The 15609-nt window shown below is 75.2% G+C and carries 17 protein-coding genes; all 17 read left to right on the plus strand.

Going from position 1 to position 15609, the window contains the following annotated elements; genetic code table 11:
- Positions 1-503 precede the first annotated feature (503 nt).
- The 17 genes from K5O09_RS02775 to csrA all read left to right on the plus strand — a co-directional run bounded on the left by K5O09_RS02775 (position 504) and on the right by csrA (position 15597).
- A complete protein-coding gene (locus K5O09_RS02775) occupies positions 504-1427 on the plus strand; it encodes a flagellar hook-length control protein FliK (RefSeq protein WP_222171346.1) in 924 nt (307 codons plus the stop codon).
- Positions 1428-1437: 10 nt separating this feature from the next.
- Positions 1438-1878: a flagellar hook assembly protein FlgD gene (locus K5O09_RS02780; protein ID WP_222171347.1), complete on the plus strand. Its 441-nt coding sequence runs from the start codon at positions 1438-1440 to the stop codon at positions 1876-1878.
- Between the two features lie 36 nt (positions 1879-1914).
- The gene (locus K5O09_RS02785) at positions 1915-3093 is read left to right on the plus strand and encodes a flagellar hook protein FlgE (RefSeq protein ID WP_222171348.1); all 1179 of its coding nucleotides are present in this window, start codon (positions 1915-1917) and stop codon (positions 3091-3093) included.
- A 317-nt stretch (positions 3094-3410) separates the two neighbouring features.
- Positions 3411-3734 carry a flagellar FlbD family protein gene (locus K5O09_RS02790; RefSeq protein ID WP_222171349.1) on the plus strand — a complete coding sequence of 108 codons (324 nt, stop codon included), beginning with the start codon at positions 3411-3413 and terminating at the stop codon, positions 3732-3734.
- Positions 3734-4501 (plus strand): motility protein A, encoded by a 768-nt coding sequence (locus tag K5O09_RS02795; RefSeq protein WP_222171350.1) that lies wholly within the window; start codon positions 3734-3736, stop codon positions 4499-4501. The genes K5O09_RS02790 and K5O09_RS02795 overlap by 1 nt, the downstream gene beginning before the upstream one ends.
- A complete protein-coding gene (locus tag K5O09_RS02800) occupies positions 4498-5421 on the plus strand; it encodes a flagellar motor protein MotB (protein ID WP_222171351.1) in 924 nt (307 codons plus the stop codon). The genes K5O09_RS02795 and K5O09_RS02800 overlap by 4 nt, the downstream gene beginning before the upstream one ends.
- Before the next feature lie 7 nt (positions 5422-5428).
- Positions 5429-5944, plus strand: a complete 516-nt coding sequence (gene fliL, locus K5O09_RS02805) for a flagellar basal body-associated protein FliL (protein ID WP_222171352.1) — start codon at positions 5429-5431, stop codon at positions 5942-5944.
- Between the two features lie 242 nt (positions 5945-6186).
- Complete coding sequence (locus K5O09_RS02810; protein WP_255596020.1) at positions 6187-7068, plus strand: FliM/FliN family flagellar motor switch protein; 882 nt, start codon at positions 6187-6189, stop codon at positions 7066-7068.
- Positions 7068-7781, plus strand: coding sequence for a flagellar motor switch protein FliN (fliN, locus tag K5O09_RS02815; protein WP_222171354.1), 714 nt, complete (start codon positions 7068-7070; stop codon positions 7779-7781). Before K5O09_RS02810 ends, fliN begins: the two co-directional genes overlap by 1 nt.
- Entirely contained in the window at positions 7781-8608 is an 828-nt protein-coding gene (locus tag K5O09_RS02820; protein WP_222171355.1) for a flagellar biosynthetic protein FliO, read from the plus strand. The genes fliN and K5O09_RS02820 overlap by 1 nt, the downstream gene beginning before the upstream one ends.
- 106 nt (positions 8609-8714) lie before the next feature.
- Positions 8715-9515 (plus strand): flagellar type III secretion system pore protein FliP, encoded by an 801-nt coding sequence (gene fliP / locus K5O09_RS02825; RefSeq protein WP_222171356.1) that lies wholly within the window; start codon positions 8715-8717, stop codon positions 9513-9515.
- Positions 9515-9787 carry a flagellar biosynthesis protein FliQ gene (gene fliQ, locus K5O09_RS02830; protein WP_222171357.1) on the plus strand — a complete coding sequence of 91 codons (273 nt, stop codon included), beginning with the start codon at positions 9515-9517 and terminating at the stop codon, positions 9785-9787. Before fliP ends, fliQ begins: the two co-directional genes overlap by 1 nt.
- Before the next feature lie 6 nt (positions 9788-9793).
- A complete protein-coding gene (locus K5O09_RS02835) occupies positions 9794-10552 on the plus strand; it encodes a flagellar biosynthetic protein FliR (protein WP_222171358.1) in 759 nt (252 codons plus the stop codon).
- Positions 10549-11706: a flagellar biosynthesis protein FlhB gene (locus tag K5O09_RS02840; RefSeq protein WP_255596021.1), complete on the plus strand. Its 1158-nt coding sequence runs from the start codon at positions 10549-10551 to the stop codon at positions 11704-11706. Before K5O09_RS02835 ends, K5O09_RS02840 begins: the two co-directional genes overlap by 4 nt.
- Before the next feature lie 103 nt (positions 11707-11809).
- Positions 11810-13873 (plus strand): flagellar biosynthesis protein FlhA, encoded by a 2064-nt coding sequence (gene flhA, locus K5O09_RS02845; RefSeq protein ID WP_222171359.1) that lies wholly within the window; start codon positions 11810-11812, stop codon positions 13871-13873.
- Positions 13851-15140 (plus strand): hypothetical protein, encoded by a 1290-nt coding sequence (locus K5O09_RS02850; protein WP_222171360.1) that lies wholly within the window; start codon positions 13851-13853, stop codon positions 15138-15140. Before flhA ends, K5O09_RS02850 begins: the two co-directional genes overlap by 23 nt.
- Before the next feature lie 193 nt (positions 15141-15333).
- Entirely contained in the window at positions 15334-15597 is a 264-nt protein-coding gene (gene csrA, locus K5O09_RS02855; RefSeq protein WP_222171361.1) for a carbon storage regulator CsrA, read from the plus strand.
- The last annotated feature ends 12 nt before the right edge of the window (positions 15598-15609 follow it).

Below are 15609 nucleotides of genomic sequence, written 5' to 3' on the forward strand. Positions count from 1 at the left end.
GCCGTGCTCGCCGGTGCGATCGCGGAGTCGCCGCAGGAGCGCGCCACCGGTCGGACGGCCGAGCGGGCCGCCGACCGGGCCGCGGCCGCGCGCGCCGACGACCGCGGGCGTGCGGACGCCCGCGCGGCCGACCGGGCCGCCGACCGGGTGCGCGCCGACCGTGCGCGGGCCGACCGCCGCGACCGTGCCGCGGGGCGGACCGTCCCTCCCGCACCGACCGCTCCGACAGCACCGACCGCACCGACCGTGCCGCCGGGGCGCAGCCGCGCGATCGCGCCGACGCCGTCCCCGGCGCGGACGGCCCCGACGCGACGCCCGCCACGCAGGCGCCCGCGGACGCGCCCGCCGCGACGACGACCGACCCGGCGGCGACCACCGACCCCGCGGCGACGCCGGCACCCGCCACGCCCGCGCCGACCGCGACCGCTGCGGCGGGAGCCGCGGCCCCGGCCGTCGCGGTCCCGGGCACCCCGGCCCCGGGCGCCTCGTCCGCGGACCCCGCCGTGGTCGCCGCCGACGCCGCCGCGCCGACCGCGAGCGCCCCGGCCCCGGCCGCCGCCGGCGGGCCGGCCGCTGCCGCCCCCTCGTCGTCGGCGCAGGACGCCCCGGCCGCCGGGGAGGTCGCCACCACGCCCGCCCCCGCGGGTGCCGGCGCCGTCCCCGCCGGGACGACGGCTCCCGCGTCCGCCGCCGCGCCGGCCGGCCCGGCCGGACCGCAGCCCGCCGCCGCGTCCGTCGCGCTGGACCCCGCCGGCCCGGGTGCCGCGCCCACCGCCGCCACGGCCGCCGCCGGCGGGGCTGCTCCCGCACCGACCGCGCTCGCGGGCGCGGCGCAGCCGTCCGCCGGCTCCGCGGCGTCGGGCTCCGCCGCCGCGTCCACCGACCCGGCGGGCGACGCGCCGGCCCCCGCGCCGGCACCGACCGCTCCCGCCGCGCTGCAGGTCGGCACCGTGCAGCACCGCGCCCCCGTCGCCGCCGCGCCGGCCGCAGGGGTGCCGCTGTCCGACCAGATCGCCGCGAAGCTCGGCGAGCAGCTGCCGGCCCTGCGGTCGCTCGGCGGAGGCTCCCACGTGCTCACGCTCCGGGTGGACCCGGAGCACTTCGGGCCGGTCACCGTCGTCGCGCACATCTCGCCGGAGGCCGTCCGGGTCGAGCTCGTCGGCGCGACCGACTCCGCGCGCGACGCGCTGCGGCAGTCCCTGCCCGACCTGCGGCGCGACCTCGCCGCCACCGGGCTGTCGTCCGACGTCAGCCTCGGCTCCGGTGACGCCTCGGGCGCCACAGGCGGCGACACCCGGCGCGACTCCCTCGCGGCGGCCCGGCCCCTGGGCGCCGCGCCCGCCGGCACCGCACCCGCCGGGCCGGCCACCGACCTGCCCGCCGCCCGTCCGTCGACCGCCTCCGGTGGTCTCGACCTGCTCGTCTGAGGAGACCCGCGTGTCCATCGACGTCTCGTACATCACCAACCAGAGCGCCGCCGCGGCCGAGAGCACCTCCACGCCGAGCAAGACCCTCGACAAGGACACGTTCCTCAAGCTGCTCGTGGCCCAGCTGTCCAACCAGGACCCGAGCAGCCCCATGGACACCAGCGACATGATGGCGCAGACCACGCAGCTGTCGATGATGGAGTCCCTCTCCGAGATCCAGGCGTCCGCCCGCGAGCAGTTCGCCCTGCAGATGCGCATGGCCTCCGCGGACCTCGTCGGCAAGCAGGTCACCTGGACCGACGCCGACGGCGCGACGCAGACCGGCGTGGTCGGCTCGGTCGACTACTCCGCCACCGTCCCCGTGCTCCAGGTGGGCGAGACGGAGATCCCGCTCGACGCCGTCGCGGGCATCAGCACCGTGCCCGCCACCACCCCCACGACCACCGCCTGACCGCGGTCCGGCTCCACCACACCGAAGGGATCCACCATGCTCCGCTCCCTCTTCTCCGGCATCAGCGGTCTGCGCAGCCACCAGACGATGCTCGACGTCACGGGCAACAACATCGCCAACGTCAACACCACCGGCTTCAAGGCGTCCCAGATCCAGTTCCAGGACACGCTCAGCCAGATGCTGAACGCCGCCTCGGGCGCCCAGGACGGCGTCGGCGGCCAGAACCCCGCCCAGGTGGGTCTCGGCGTGCAGGTCGCCGGCATCACGACCAACTTCAAGCAGGGCGCGTCGCAGCTCACGGGCCGCAGCACCGACATGATGATCTCCGGCGACGGGTTCTTCGTCGTCCGCCAGGGGACCCAGCAGTTCTACACGCGCGCCGGGTCGTTCGACTTCGACTCGACCGGCCAGATGGTGCTGCCGGGCGCGGGCGCCATGGTCCAGGGCTGGGCGGCCGTGAACGGCGTCATCGACACCACCGAGCCGGTCGGCGACATCAAGGTCGCCGTGGGCACCGTGATGCCGGCGAAGGCCACCCAGAACGCCCCGTTCGCCGGCAACCTCAAGGCCGACGCCGCCGACGGCACCGTCCAGACCGTCACGACCAAGGCGTACGACGCGCTCGGCAACGCGCGGGAGATCTCGCTGACGTTCACGAAGTCCGCCACCGGCTGGACGATGGCGGCCTCGGACGGCACCAGCACCGTGGCGGCGGCGCCGCTGACGTTCGACGGGTCGGGCAACCTCACGGGCGCCGGCGCGTTCACGCTCGGCGGCGTCAACGTCGACATCTCCGGCCTGACCAGCATGGCCGGCGTCGACACCGTCGCGGCGGGCAAGCAGGACGGCTACGCGGCCGGCATCCTGGAGTCCTTCACGCTCGGGTCGGACGGCACGATCAACGGCGCGTTCTCGAACGGCCTCAAGCAGGACCTCGGGCGCATCGCCATGGCGTCGTTCACGAACCCCGCGGGCCTGTCGAAGGCCGGTGGCTCGCTCTTCACGACGACCGTGAACTCCGGCGACGCGCAGATCGGCGCCGCGGGCGTCGGCGGCCGCGGGACGCTGTCCTCCGGCTCGCTCGAGATGAGCAACGTGGACCTGTCCACGGAGTTCACGCAGCTGATCATCGCGCAGCGCGGGTTCCAGGCGAACTCCCGCGTGATCACGACGTCGGACGAGGTCCTCCAGGAGCTGGTCAACCTCAAGCGCTGACCCACGCCGGTCGAGAGGCCGGCACCCGGGCACCCGTCCCCACCGGGACGCCCGGGTGCCGGCCTCTCGTGCACGCCCGGAGGCTGCGGGTGGGTGGCCGGGCGGGCGGGCCGGTCTGTGCGCGGGGCAGGGGCGGGGAGCGCGCGTTCGTCGTCGACCAGGGCCCAGCGGCCGGCGCAGCGGCAAGGCGACCGGGCGAAGTCCCGCAAACGCCTCAGCCCCTCCGGGCCCCGTCCGATGGGCTGGGGTGAGCGGCACACGGACGGGCCGCCGCGGCGCACTCCGCCGCAGACGCACCACCAGGGACGGGAACCGCTGTGATCATCGTGACGCGCCTGAACGGGGCCCAGTTCGGGGTCAACCCGGACCTGCTCCAGCGCGTCGACAGCGCTCCCGACACCATCCTGACCCTCATCGACGGGACGAAGTACATCGTCCGGGAGTCGATGGCCGAGGTCATCGCGCGGGTCAACGAGCACCGCGCGCAGCTCCTGGCGCGCGCCCAGGAGATCCAGGCCGCGCCGTCGCCGGCGGTCGAGCTGGTCCGGGACGCCGACGAGGCGCCGGCCGGTGACGACCCGGGTGACGAGGGCGACGGCCCGCTCGCCGACCCTGTCCCCCTGAGACCCAGGAGCCGCTGATGGATCCCGCCGGCTTCATCGGGCTGGTCGTCGCCTTCGGTGCGATCTTCGGCGCCCTCATCATGGAGGGCGCCGACCCGATGTCGATCTTCCTGCCCGCGCCGCTGCTGCTGGTGTGGGTCGGCACGATCGGCGTCGGCATCGCCGGGCACACGGTCAAGGACGTCATCGAGTCGTACAAGGCGGTGCCCCGCGCGCTGATGAGCAAGGTCCCGGACCCGACGACGACGGTCGACACGCTGGTGGAGCTGGCGGACCGGGCGCGGCGCGAGGGCCTGCTGGCGTTGGAGGACGCCGCGAAGGACATCGACGACCCGTTCCTGCGGGGCGGCCTGCAGGCGGCGATCGACGGCACCGACCCGGACGACCTGCGGATGATCCTCGAGGACAAGATCGCGACGAAGCGGACCCGCGAGAAGACGCACGCGAAGTACTTCCAGGACATGGGCGGCTACGCCCCGACCATCGGCATCATCGGCACGGTCATCTCCCTGGTGCACGTGCTGGAGAACCTGTCCGACCCGTCGTCGCTGGGCCACTCCATCGCCGCCGCGTTCGTCGCGACGCTGTGGGGCATCCTGTCCGCGAACGTCGTCTGGCTGCCGCTGGGCACCCGCATCAAGCGGTTCTCCGACCTGGAGTGCGCGCAGATGGAGGTGACCCTCGAGGGCCTGCTGGCCGTGCAGGCCGGCGCCAACCCGCGCCTGGTCGGCGAGCGCCTGCGCAGCCTGCTGCCGGACACGCCCGCCGCGAAGGAGGCGGCGTGAGCGGCCACGGCGGGCGCGGTCGGAGCCGGCGCGGCGGGGGGCACGACGAGGAGCACGTGAACCACGAGCGCTGGCTCGTGTCGTACTCCGACATGATCACCGTGCTCATGGCGCTGTTCATCGTGCTGTTCGCGATCAGCCAGGTGGACCAGCAGAAGTACGTGCAGCTGCGGGCGTCCCTCGCGGCGGGGTTCGGCGACGGCACCGTGAACCAGTCGGTGCTGGACGGCAGCGACGGCACGATGGACGGCCTGACGCCCGGTGCGGAGCAGCAGCCGGACTCGGGCACGGCCGGCATCGTGAGCGCCGACGAGGGCCTCGGCCTGCAGGCGTCCGACCCGTCCCCGGAGGAGGTCAAGGACCCCGCGCAGGTGGACGCGTCCACGCTGGCGGCGGCGCGGGCGGAGGCTGCGCACCTCGACGAGGTGAAGCAGCACATCCTCGCCGCACTCGGGTCGGCGGGCCTGCAGGACGCCGTGCGGTTCCGGATGGACGAGCGCGGGCTGGTGCTGGGCCTGGTCGCCGACGACGTGTTCTTCGCGCAGGGGTCGGCGCAGCTCACCCCGACCGCGATGCAGGTGCTGGACCTCGCGGCCCCGACCCTCGTGGGTCTGCAGGAGCAGATCTCCGTCGAGGGGCACGCGAACACCGTGCCGATCTCCGGCCGGTACGCGACCAACTGGGAGCTGTCCTCGGACCGCGCCACCCAGGTGCTGCGGCACCTCGTGGAGGGCGACGGCATGCCGGGCAACCGCATCCAGGCGGTCGGCTACGGCGACACCCGCCCCCTGGTGCAGGGGAGCGGCGACGACGCGATGACCGCCAACCGGCGGGTCGACATGGTGATCCTGAGCGCGGCCCCTGAGGCGGTCCGTGCCCTGCTGCCCGCGGTGGCAGCCGGAAGTGCGACGGGAGGGTGAGGACGAGGTGCCCATCGAGCAGCGTGTGGTCGGCGGCGGCCAGAAGATCGGCGGCGGCCAGAAGATCGGCGGGTCCAAGGACGCCCCGGCGCCCGAGCCGGAGGAGCCGAAGAAGAAGAGCAAGAAGATGCTGGTCGTGATCATCGCCCTCCTGCTGGTGGTCGGCGGCGGCGCGGCGTACGTCTTCCTGTTCGCGAAGGGCGGCGACGCCGAGCCGGCGGCGGAGCCGGAGCCCGTGCCCGGGGCCGTCGTCGCGGTCGAGCCGATCAGCCTGAACCTGGCCGACGGGCACTACCTGCGGCTCGGCTTCGACCTGCAGCTGACCGAGGAGGTCGGCGAGGAGGCTCCCGACACGGGCAAGGCGGTGGACGCCGCGATCGCGCTGTTCTCCGGCCGGTCCGTGTCGGAGGTCAGCGACCCGGAGAAGCGCGAGGAGCTCAAGACCGAGCTCCTGCACCAGGTCGAGGAGCTCTACGAGGGGGAGGTGATGGACCTCTACCTGACGAACTACGTCACGCAGTGAGGGGGAGCGCGGCGACGCGCCTCCCTCCGGCCGGGACCCGGGCCAGCAGCGTCCGGGGCCGGTGAACCACGGCGCCACGGAGGGCGCCACATCGCTCCGCAGCACGCCGGCCCACGACGGGCCGAGGGCGGAGGAAGTTCCGGGCACGACCCCTCACATCACCTGTTCGCGCGCCGATGAGGGTGGGCGTGACGGTCCACACCCAGGGTCAGCCCCCTGCGCGCTCGCGGCGGCGGACGCACGTGCCCGAGCCCTACGACTTCCGGCGCCCCATGACGATGGCGCGTGAGCACGCCCGCGTCCTCGAGATGGCGTTCGAGACCTTCGCCCGGCAGTGGGGCAACCAGCTCACCGCCCGGCTCCGCGCGATGGCGCAGGTCACCCTCGACGGGCTGAGCCTCACGTCCTACGACGAGTACGTCCGCACCCTGCCCGGCACCACGGCGATGATGCTGTGCACAATCGAGCAGACCCGGCAGACCGCCGTCGTGCAGGTGCCGGTGAGCACCACGATGGTGTGGATCGACTTCCTGCTCGGCGGCCCCGGCAGCGGTGACCCCCGCGAGGACCGCGAGCTCACCGAGATCGAGCTGACCCTGCTGCGCGGCGTCATGCAGGCCGCGCTCGGCGACCTCGGCTACGCGTTCTCCGCGCTCGCCCCGCTGGACGTCACGTTCCGCGCCGTCCAGTACAACCCGCAGTTCGTGCAGGCGGTGCCGGCCTCCGACGCGGTGCTCGTCGCGACGTTCCAGATGCGCGTCGGGGAGCGCGAGGACCTCGCGACCGTGATGTTCCCCGCCGAGCTGCTGCTCGGGGCGGTCCGCCAGGCCGACGGGACGAACGGGCGGTCGCTGGAGGACCAGCGCGCCCACGAGGTCGCCCTGGCCGACCTGGAGACCGCCGTCGAGGACGTCCCCGTCGAGGTCGCCGTGCGGTTCGCCCCGGTCGTCGTCCGCCCCCGCGACGTCGTCGGCCTCGCGGTCGGCGACGTCGTGCCCCTGTCCCACCCGTCGTCCCAGCCGCTCGACGTGGTGGTGGACGGCGTCGTGCTCGCCCGAGCCGCCGCCGGGAACAACGGCTCCCGCCTGGCCTGCATGGTCGTCACCGTCGAGGAGAAGCCCTGATGAACGCCCCCACCGCCGAGACCACGGACGCCGCCGTCGCGCTCGCCGCGGCCACCGCCGCCGCCCGGCTGCTGCCCGCCGCCGCACCGCTCGTGCCCGCGCCCGCCCCGGCCGGCGCCCGCCCCGACCCCGGCGCCCTCGCGGTCGTGGCGTCGTTCGTCGGACCGAACAGCGCGGACGTCGTGCTGGTCGCCGACGCGGCCGTCAGCGAGGCGCTCGCCGCCGGTGCGCCGGACGGCAGCCCGCTGGACCTCGCCGCCGCCCTGCGCCCGGCGCTGGAGGCCGCTGTCGCCGAGCTCGGCGCCGGCGTGCTCGAGGCCGCCCGCACCGAGCCGGTCGCGACCGCGCTGCCCGCGGACGCCCACCTGGTGGCGCTCACCACGGACGACGGCGTGCAGGCGTGGTTCGCGCTGCGGCTGCGCACCGAGCCGACGCCCCGCACGCCCGGCGTCCCGACGCAGCGCGCCAGCCTGCAGGTGCTCTACGACGTGGAGATGACCCTGACCGCCGAGCTCGGCCGCACCAAGCTGCCGGTGCGCCAGGTGCTGGAGCTGACCCCGGGCGCCGTCCTCGAGCTGGACCGCGCCGCCGGCAGCCCCGCCGACGTCATGGTCAACGGCCGCCTCATCGCCCGTGGCGAGGTCGTCGTGATCGACGAGGAGTTCGGCATCCGCATCACCGAGATCGCCCGGGGCGAGGACGGCGCCCTCTGATGGACTCCGTCGTCCTGGGGCTGCGCGTCCTCCTGGCGCTGGCGTGCGTGATCGGGCTCATCTGGGTCCTCGCGCGCCGCGCCGGGTGGGGTGCGCGCCGCCGTCCCGCGGGTCCGGCGGTCGAGGTGGTGGGGCGCCAGGCGCTCGGCCGCCACGCCGGCGTCGCGGTGGTGGCCGTCGGCAACCGCCGGCTGCTCCTCGGGTACGGCGAGCAGAACGTCACGATGCTGACCGAGCTGGCGCCCGCGCCTGCCGAGGCTCCCGCCTCCCCGGCGGCGGGGACCGCGCAGCCCGCCGCGGACCGCGCGCCGGTCACGCTCGGCTCGCTCGCCGCCGCCGTGCTGCCGACGCCCCGGCGCGCACGGGCCGCTCGGCCCGCTGCCGCGGCCGCCGCGCCCGAGGTGCCGGCCGCCTCTGCGTCCGCCGCCGGCCCGCGGGTGCCGTCCGCTCCGCCCGCCACCGGGTCCGCCGCGCAGCGTGAGCGCGTGTTCGCCCAGGCCCTGGCCACCGCGAGCAGCGCCCCCGCACCGGCCGCCCCGACCACCCCCGGCCCCGGTGCCGCCGGCCCCGCGCGTGACGCCGCCGCTGCCTCCGCCGCGTCGGCCGCCGCCGCCCTCGCCGCCGCCGCGGCGATCCCCGTCGAGCCCGTCGGCAGCGAGCCCGTGCCCGGCCTGGCAGGCCTCGAGGTCGCCGAGGTCGACGCCGCCCGCCTGGAGCTCGCCGCCCACCCGGCGGAGGCCACCGGTGCCCTGCACGGCTCCGTGCTGGCGCCCTCCACGTGGAAGCAGGCCGTCGCGGCGCTGCGTGAGCGGACGGTGCGCCGGTGACCACCGACCTGCGCGTGCGTCCCGCGGCCGTGCGGCCGGCCGGGGCCACCGCGACCGCCGCCGCGGCCCCGACGGCCCCCGCGCCGCCCGCCCCACCTGGCCGCTCGTGCTGGCCGCCGTGCTGGCGCTCGCCGTCGTCCTCGTCGTGCTCGGCTCGGGCGTCGCGCACGCCGCGCCGGTCCCGCCGGACGGTCCCGCCGCGCCGACCGGCCCGGCCGACCCCGCGGGCGGCGGCGAGGTGTCCGTCGCGATCAACGGCGTCAACGGCTCGCCGAGCAGTTCGATCGTCGTGCTCATCGGCATCACGCTGCTGTCCGTCGCACCGGCGCTGCTGCTGATGATGACGGGCTTCACGAAGATCTTCGTGGTGCTGTCCCTGACCCGGAACGCCCTGGGCCTGACGACGGTGCCGCCGAACCAGGTCATCGCGGGCCTCGCCCTGTTCCTCAGCCTGTTCGTCATGGCGCCGGTGCTGTCGGACGTCAACCAGGCCGCGGTGCAGCCGTACCTGGACGGCAGCATGGACTTCCAGACGGCCCTCGACGCCGGCTCGGCGCCGCTGCGCGACTACATGCTGGGACACACCCGGGAGGCCGACCTCGCCCTGCTGACGCGGGCCGCGGACCAGCCGAACCCCGAGGACCCGGCGTCCGTGCCGATGCTCACGCTCATCCCGGCGTTCATGCTGTCGGAGCTGCGCTCGGCGTTCATCATCGGGTTCGTCATCTTCGTGCCGTTCCTCGTCATCGACCTGGTCGTGTCCTCGGTCCTGATGAGCATGGGCATGATGATGCTGCCGCCGGTCATGGTGTCCCTGCCGTTCAAGCTGCTGCTGTTCGTGCTGGTGGACGGCTGGGGCCTCATCGTCACCGCCCTCGTGGGCGCGGCGTCGGCGGGGGGCGGCTGATGGACACCGCGGCCGTCCTCGACATCGGGCTCGACGCCCTGATCCTCACCGCGAAGCTCGCGGCACCGGTGCTCGTCACCGCGCTCGTCGTCGGGTTCGCCGTGTCCCTCGTGCAGTCCGTGACCCAGATCCAGGAGGTCACGCTGTCGTTCGTCCCCAAGGCGATCGCGGCGGCCGTGGCGCTGCTGGTGTGCGGGAACTGGATGATCTCGGAGCTCGTGTCCTTCACGCAGGAGCTCTTCGAGCGCATCCCCAGCCTGCTCGGGGGCTGACCCCGGATGGACGTCACCCTCTCCCTGGCGGCCGTGCAGACCGCGATGCTCGCCGGCGTCCGGTTCGCGGCGTTCTTCGTGGTCGCGCCGCCGTTCGCGCACCGCGGCATCCCGGGGGCGGTCAAGGCGATGCTGTCGGTCGGCCTCGCGCTGGCCGTGCTGCCGCGGCTCGACCTGGTCGCCACCACGTCCACGGGGGAGTTCGTCGGGGCCCTGGTGCTGGAGGCCGTCGTCGGCGCCGCGCTCGGGTTCCTAGTGTCGCTGGTGTTCGCGGCCGTGCAGGCGGCGGGCAACCTCATCGACCTGTTCGGCGGGTTCCAGCTCGCGCAGGCGTTCGACCCGCAGAACATGACGTCCGGCGCCCAGTTCGCCCGCCTGTACAACTGGACGTGCCTGGTGCTGCTGTTCGTCTCGGGCGCCTACCAGGTGCTCATCGGCGGGCTGGCCCGGTCGTTCGACGCCGTGCCGCCGGGTGCCGGGCTGGACCTCGCGGCCCTGGCGTCGGTGGCGACCACCGGGCTCACGCAGATGTTCCTGGCGGCGCTGCAGATCGGCGGGCCGCTGCTCGTCGTGCTGTTCCTCACCGACGTCGGCCTGGGACTGCTCACCCGGGTGTCGCCCGCGCTGAACGCCTTCGCGATGGGCTTCCCGCTGAAGATCCTCATGACCGTGACGTTCGCGGGCTTCGCGTACCTCGCCATGCCGGGCGTCATCGACGACCTGGCGGGCCGCGCGCTCGAGGCGATGCTGGGGGTCGCGTCGTGAGCGGCGGCGGGGACGGCGGGGAGAAGACCGAGAAGGCCACAGCCCAGCGGATGAAGCAGGTCCACCGGGACGGGAAGCTCTCCCGGTCCCAGGACCTCACCGCGTGGGTCGGGCTGGCCGCGGCGGCGGTCATGCTGCCCGGCACCGCGAGCCGGGCGGCCGACGCGGCGTACGAGCAGCTCGGGGCCGTGCGCGAGGCCATCGCGTCGCCCGACGCCGGCACCGTCACGCAGCTGCTCGGCGACGGCCTGTGGTCGGTCGTCGGCACGATCGGCCCGATGCTGGCCGTCGTCGCGGGCGTCGTCGTGGCGGTCGCGGTCGCGCAGGGCGGTGTGCACGTGAAGAAGTTCAAGCCGCAGGTGCAGCAGTTCAACCCGGTGTCGGGCGTGAAGCGGCTGTTCGGTGCGCACGCGTGGTGGGAGGCGGCCAAGACGCTGCTCAAGACCGCCGTCGTGGGCGCCGTGCTGTACCTCGCGGTGCAGGCCCTCGTGCCGCAGCTCATGGGCACCGGCCGCATCCCGCTCGCGCACATGCTCGGCGTCGCCGGGTCGGGCGTGAAGCAGCTCCTGGTGTGGGGTGTCGCCGCGGGCGTGCTGCTCGCGGCGGTCGACCTGCTCGTCGTCATCCGGCGCAACCGGAAGCAGACGCGCATGTCCCGCCAGGAGATCAAGGAGGAGAACAAGCGCACCGAGGGCGACCCGCTGGTCAAGGGGCAGATCCGGTCCAAGCAGATGGCGATGAGCCGCAACCGCATGATGGCGGCCGTCGCCGACGCGGACGTGGTGATCGTCAACCCCACGCACGTGGCCGTCGCCCTGACGTACGTGCCCGGTTCCGGGGCGCCCCGCCTCGTCGCGAAGGGCGCCGGCGCCGTCGCGGCCCGCATCCGCGCGCAGGCGACCGAGCACCGTGTCCCGATGGTCGAGGACGTCCCCCTGGCGCGGGCGCTGCACGCGGCCTGCGCCGTCGACCAGGAGATCCCCGCGTACCTGTTCACCGCGGTGGCGCGCGTGCTGGCGTTCGTCATGCAGCTCAAGCGCCGCGGGGCCGCGATGGGCCGCCACACCATGCCCGGCGGGTCCGTCGCCCCGGACGACGTCCCCACCACCGTCGTCGCCGCCCGCCGGCGGATGCGTGCGGAGAAGGCCGCATGACCGGGCCCCGCCTGCCGATGACCAAGGGAGGGGACCGCCGTGCGCCGTGCCCTGCAGATCGCGTCCGCCCCGCCGACCGACCCGACACCTCCGAGGACCTGTGATGAAGAACCGGCAGATCTCGCAGCTCGCCGTCCCGGTCGGCGTCGTCGGCATCGTCCTGCTGCTCGTCGTGCCGCTGCCCGCGGCGATGCTCGACGTGCTGATCGCCGTCAACATCACGGCGTCGCTCGTCATCCTGCTCACCAGCATGTACGTGCAGCGGCCGCTGGACTTCAGCGTCTTCCCGTCGCTGATCCTCGTGTTCACGCTGTTCCGGCTGGGGCTCAACGTCGCGTCCACCCGCCTGGTGCTGCGCGACGGCTACGCGGGCGCCGTCATCGACGCGTTCGGGCACTTCGTGGTCGGCGGCTCGCTGGTCATCGGGCTCGTGATCTTCCTGATCCTCGTGGTCATCCAGTTCGTCGTCATCACGAACGGTGCCGGGCGCGTCGCGGAGGTCGGGGCGCGGTTCACCCTCGACGCGATGCCGGGCAAGCAGATGGCGATCGACGCGGACCTCAACTCCGGCCTCATCGACGAGGACACGGCCCGCAAGCGCCGCGCCGACGTGGCGGCCGAGGCGGACTTCTACGGCGCGATGGACGGCGGCTCGAAGTTCGTCAAGGGCGACGCCATCGCCGGCATCATCATCACGCTCATCAACCTCATCGGCGGGTTCGTCATCGGCATGGTCCAGATGGGCCTGTCCATGCCGGAGGCGCTCGAGCGGTTCAGCCTGCTGACCATCGGCGACGGCCTCGTCACCCAGATCCCCGCCCTGCTGCTGTCGGTGTCGACCGGCATCGTCGTGACCCGCGCCACCGCCGAGGGCGACATGGGCACCGCGGCGTCCAAGCAGCTGCTGCAGTCCCGCACCGCGCTGATGATCGCCGGCTCCGGCGCCCTCGCGCTCGCCCTGCTGCCCGGCATGCCGAAGCTGCCGTTCGTCCTGGTCGGCGCCGGCCTGCTGGTGGTCGGGCAGCGCGTCAAGGCCACGCAGGCCCGGGAGGCCGCTGCCGCTGAGCTGGCCGCCGCCTCCACCGCGACCGCCGCACCCACCAGCAACGACACCCCCGAGGCGCTCATCGAGCAGATGCGCGTGCACACCCTGGAGATCCTGCTGGCGCCCGACCTGGTCGACATGGTCGGCAACGGCCCGGACCAGGACCTGCTGCAGCGCGTCCGGGGCCTGCGCCGCAAGATCGCGATGGAGCTCGGCATCGTCGTGCCGCCGGTCCGCACGCGCGACTCCGTCGACCTGCCGCGGTCCACCTACGTCGTGCGGATCGCCGGCGTGGAGGTCGGCCGGGGCGAGGTCCCGCCCGGGCGCATCCTGGCGCTCGGGGACGACCTGGCCGCCCTGCCCGGGCAGGCCGTCGTCGAGCCCGTGTTCGGGCTGCCGGGCAAGTGGGTGGCCGCCGAGCTGCGGCACGCCGCCGAGATGGCGGGGGCCACCGTCGTCGACCGGGTGTCCGTGCTCATCACGCACCTCGGCGCGATCATCACCGCGAACGCCCCGCGCCTGCTGGGGCGCGAGGACGTCCGCGTGCTCACCGAGGGCGTCAAGCAGGTCAACCCGTCCGTGGTCGAGGAGCTCGTGCCCGGGCTGCTGTCGCTCGGCGAGGTGCAGCGCGTGCTCCAGGGGCTGCTCGCGGAGGAGGTGCCGATCCGCGACCTCGGCCGGATCTACGAGGCGCTGACGCTGCGCGCGAAGGTCAGCACGGACCCCGAGGGGCTCGTCGAGGCCGCCCGCGGTGCGCTCGGCCCGGCGCTGTGCGCGCAGCACGTGCAGGACGGCGTGCTCCGCGTGCTCACGCTCGACCCGGTGTTCGAGCAGTCGCTCGTCGAGTCCCTGCGGCCCTCGGACAGCGGCACGCAGGTGGTCACCGACCCGAACCGGCTGGAGGCCATGCTCGAGCGGCTGCGCGTCGCCGTCGCGGACGCGGAGGCGACCGGCCGGTCCGTGGTGCTGGTCTGCGCGCCCGCGCTGCGGCCCGCCCTGCGCAAGGTGGTCGTGCTGGGCCTGGAGCGGCTCCCGGTGCTGTCCTACGCCGAGGTCACCGGCGGCGGGGTGCGCATCGAGACCGTCGGGGTGGTGAGCGGTGCCCACGCGATTGCTGCTTGAGGGCGCCGACCTCGCCGAGCTGATGGTGCACGTGCGGGAGGAGTTCGGCCCCACCGCGCGCATCGTCCGTGCCGAACGGGTGCGCAGCGGCGGCATCGCGGGGTTCTTCGCGCGCGAGCGGTACGAGCTGACGATCGACGTGCCCGACGCTGCGCCCGCGCCCACCGCCGGGCTGCCGCGGCGCCGCGGGGCCGGCCAGGTGGTGGCCGCCGGGGGCATCGACGCGCTGCTCGCGGCCGCGGACGCGGGGGACGCCGCGCCGGACGGCACGCTGGTCCCGCCGCCCGCGGCGACCTCCGCGCTGCCCGAGCAGCGGACGCCGCGCGTCTCGACCGGTGAGCAGGCGTTCGCCTCCGTGCTCGAGCAGATGCGGGCCATGACGGGCCTGCCGCCGGAGCACCACCTGGAGGTCGCCCCCGAGCCGGTGCCCGCCGCCGAGCGGACGTTCGAACCGCTGGGCGTGCCTGGCCCGTCCCAGAGCGCACCGGCGGGGCCGACGGGGGCGGTCGCGTCGGCCGCGCCGTCGCGGGCGGAGCCGTCCGGGGGAGCGTCGACCGGGGGAGCGTCGACCGGGGCCGGGTCGGGCGGGGTCGGGGCCGCGGCGGACGCGGCGGCTCCCGCGGCGTCCGGCGTGTCTCGCACGGTGCTCGCCGAGCTCGGCGTCCCGGCCGAGTTGCTCGACGGCGACGGTCCTGTCGGGCTGTCCAGCCTGCTCGCCGCGGTGCCGTCCGCCCCGCCGCTCCCGCGTGCCCCCGGGACCGTGGTGGTCGTGGCGGGGCCCCCTGCGGACGCCACCCGCGTCGCGGACCTGCTCGCCCTGCGCACCGGTGGGACGACCGTGGTCGCGGCCGGCGACGCCGAGCCCGTCGGCGGCGGACGCCGGCTGACGACCGTGACCGCCGCGCAGCGCTGGCGGGCCGAGCACCACGACGCCGCCGGCGTGACCGTCGTCGCGCTCGGCGTCCGCCCGGGACGCGCGCGCGAGGAGGCGGCGGCGGAGCTGCTCGCGGCCCTCGCGCCCGACCAGGCGTGGGGCGTCGTCGACGCGCGCAGCAAGCGCCGCGACTGCGCGCGCTGGATCGCGGCCGTCGGCGGGCGGCGGCCTCTCGACGCGCTCGCGGTCGGCGGGCTGTTCGACACGAGCGAGCCCGGCACCGTGCTGGGGCTCGGCGTCCCGGTGGCGTGGATCGACGGGGTCCCGGCATCGCGCGTCGCGTGGGCGGCCGCCCTCGCGGAGCACCTGCCCGAGGGGACGGCCTGGGGCTGACCTCGACGTCCGCGCCCGGCCGGGGTCGAGGCCGACGGGGCCGCCGCGTGGATGCCGGCGCGGAGGCGCGGCGGGGGTGGTCGGTGGGCCGGCGCGCGCGGGGCGGGCGTCGCCGAGACCGCCGTGCGGTCGTCGTGGACGTGCCCCGCGCGCGGGTGCCGGCCGCTTGCGTGCGGCGGGTAGGGTCGGCGCCATGCTGGTGCTGAGCAGGCGGGTCGGGGAGCGACTCGTGATCGGGGACGACATCGTCGTGACCGTGATCGAGGTGCGCAGCGACGGAGTCCGCCTGGGCATCGACGCCCCGCGCTCCGTGTCCGTGCACCGCGCGGAGGTCCTCGAGGCCGTCACCGCCGCCAACGTCGCCGCGACCGACGCCGGCGACGACGCCGTCGAGTCGCTCCGCGGCCTCATCCCGCCCACCCCGGAGGACCCGGAGGGCGGCCCCCGCCCCCGCTGACCCGCGCCCGGC

The sequence above is a fragment of the Cellulomonas sp. C5510 genome (assembly GCF_019797765.1).
Taxonomy (GTDB): Bacteria; Actinomycetota; Actinomycetes; order Actinomycetales; family Cellulomonadaceae; genus Cellulomonas.

Excerpts from the sequence above, each read along its gene's own strand:
- K5O09_RS02785 (WP_222171348.1), top strand. The coding sequence starts at position 1,915 with ATGCTCCGCTCCCTCTTCTCCGGCATCAGCGGTCTGCGCAGCCACCAG.
- K5O09_RS02795 (WP_222171350.1), top strand. The coding sequence starts at position 3,734 with ATGGATCCCGCCGGCTTCATCGGGCTGGTCGTCGCCTTCGGTGCGATC.
- fliN (WP_222171354.1), top strand. The coding sequence starts at position 7,068 with ATGAACGCCCCCACCGCCGAGACCACGGACGCCGCCGTCGCGCTCGCC.
- K5O09_RS02820 (WP_222171355.1), top strand. The coding sequence starts at position 7,781 with ATGGACTCCGTCGTCCTGGGGCTGCGCGTCCTCCTGGCGCTGGCGTGC.
- fliQ (WP_222171357.1), top strand. The coding sequence starts at position 9,515 with ATGGACACCGCGGCCGTCCTCGACATCGGGCTCGACGCCCTGATCCTC.
- K5O09_RS02835 (WP_222171358.1), top strand. The coding sequence starts at position 9,794 with ATGGACGTCACCCTCTCCCTGGCGGCCGTGCAGACCGCGATGCTCGCC.
- flhA (WP_222171359.1), top strand. The coding sequence starts at position 11,810 with ATGAAGAACCGGCAGATCTCGCAGCTCGCCGTCCCGGTCGGCGTCGTC.
- csrA (WP_222171361.1), top strand. The coding sequence starts at position 15,334 with ATGCTGGTGCTGAGCAGGCGGGTCGGGGAGCGACTCGTGATCGGGGAC.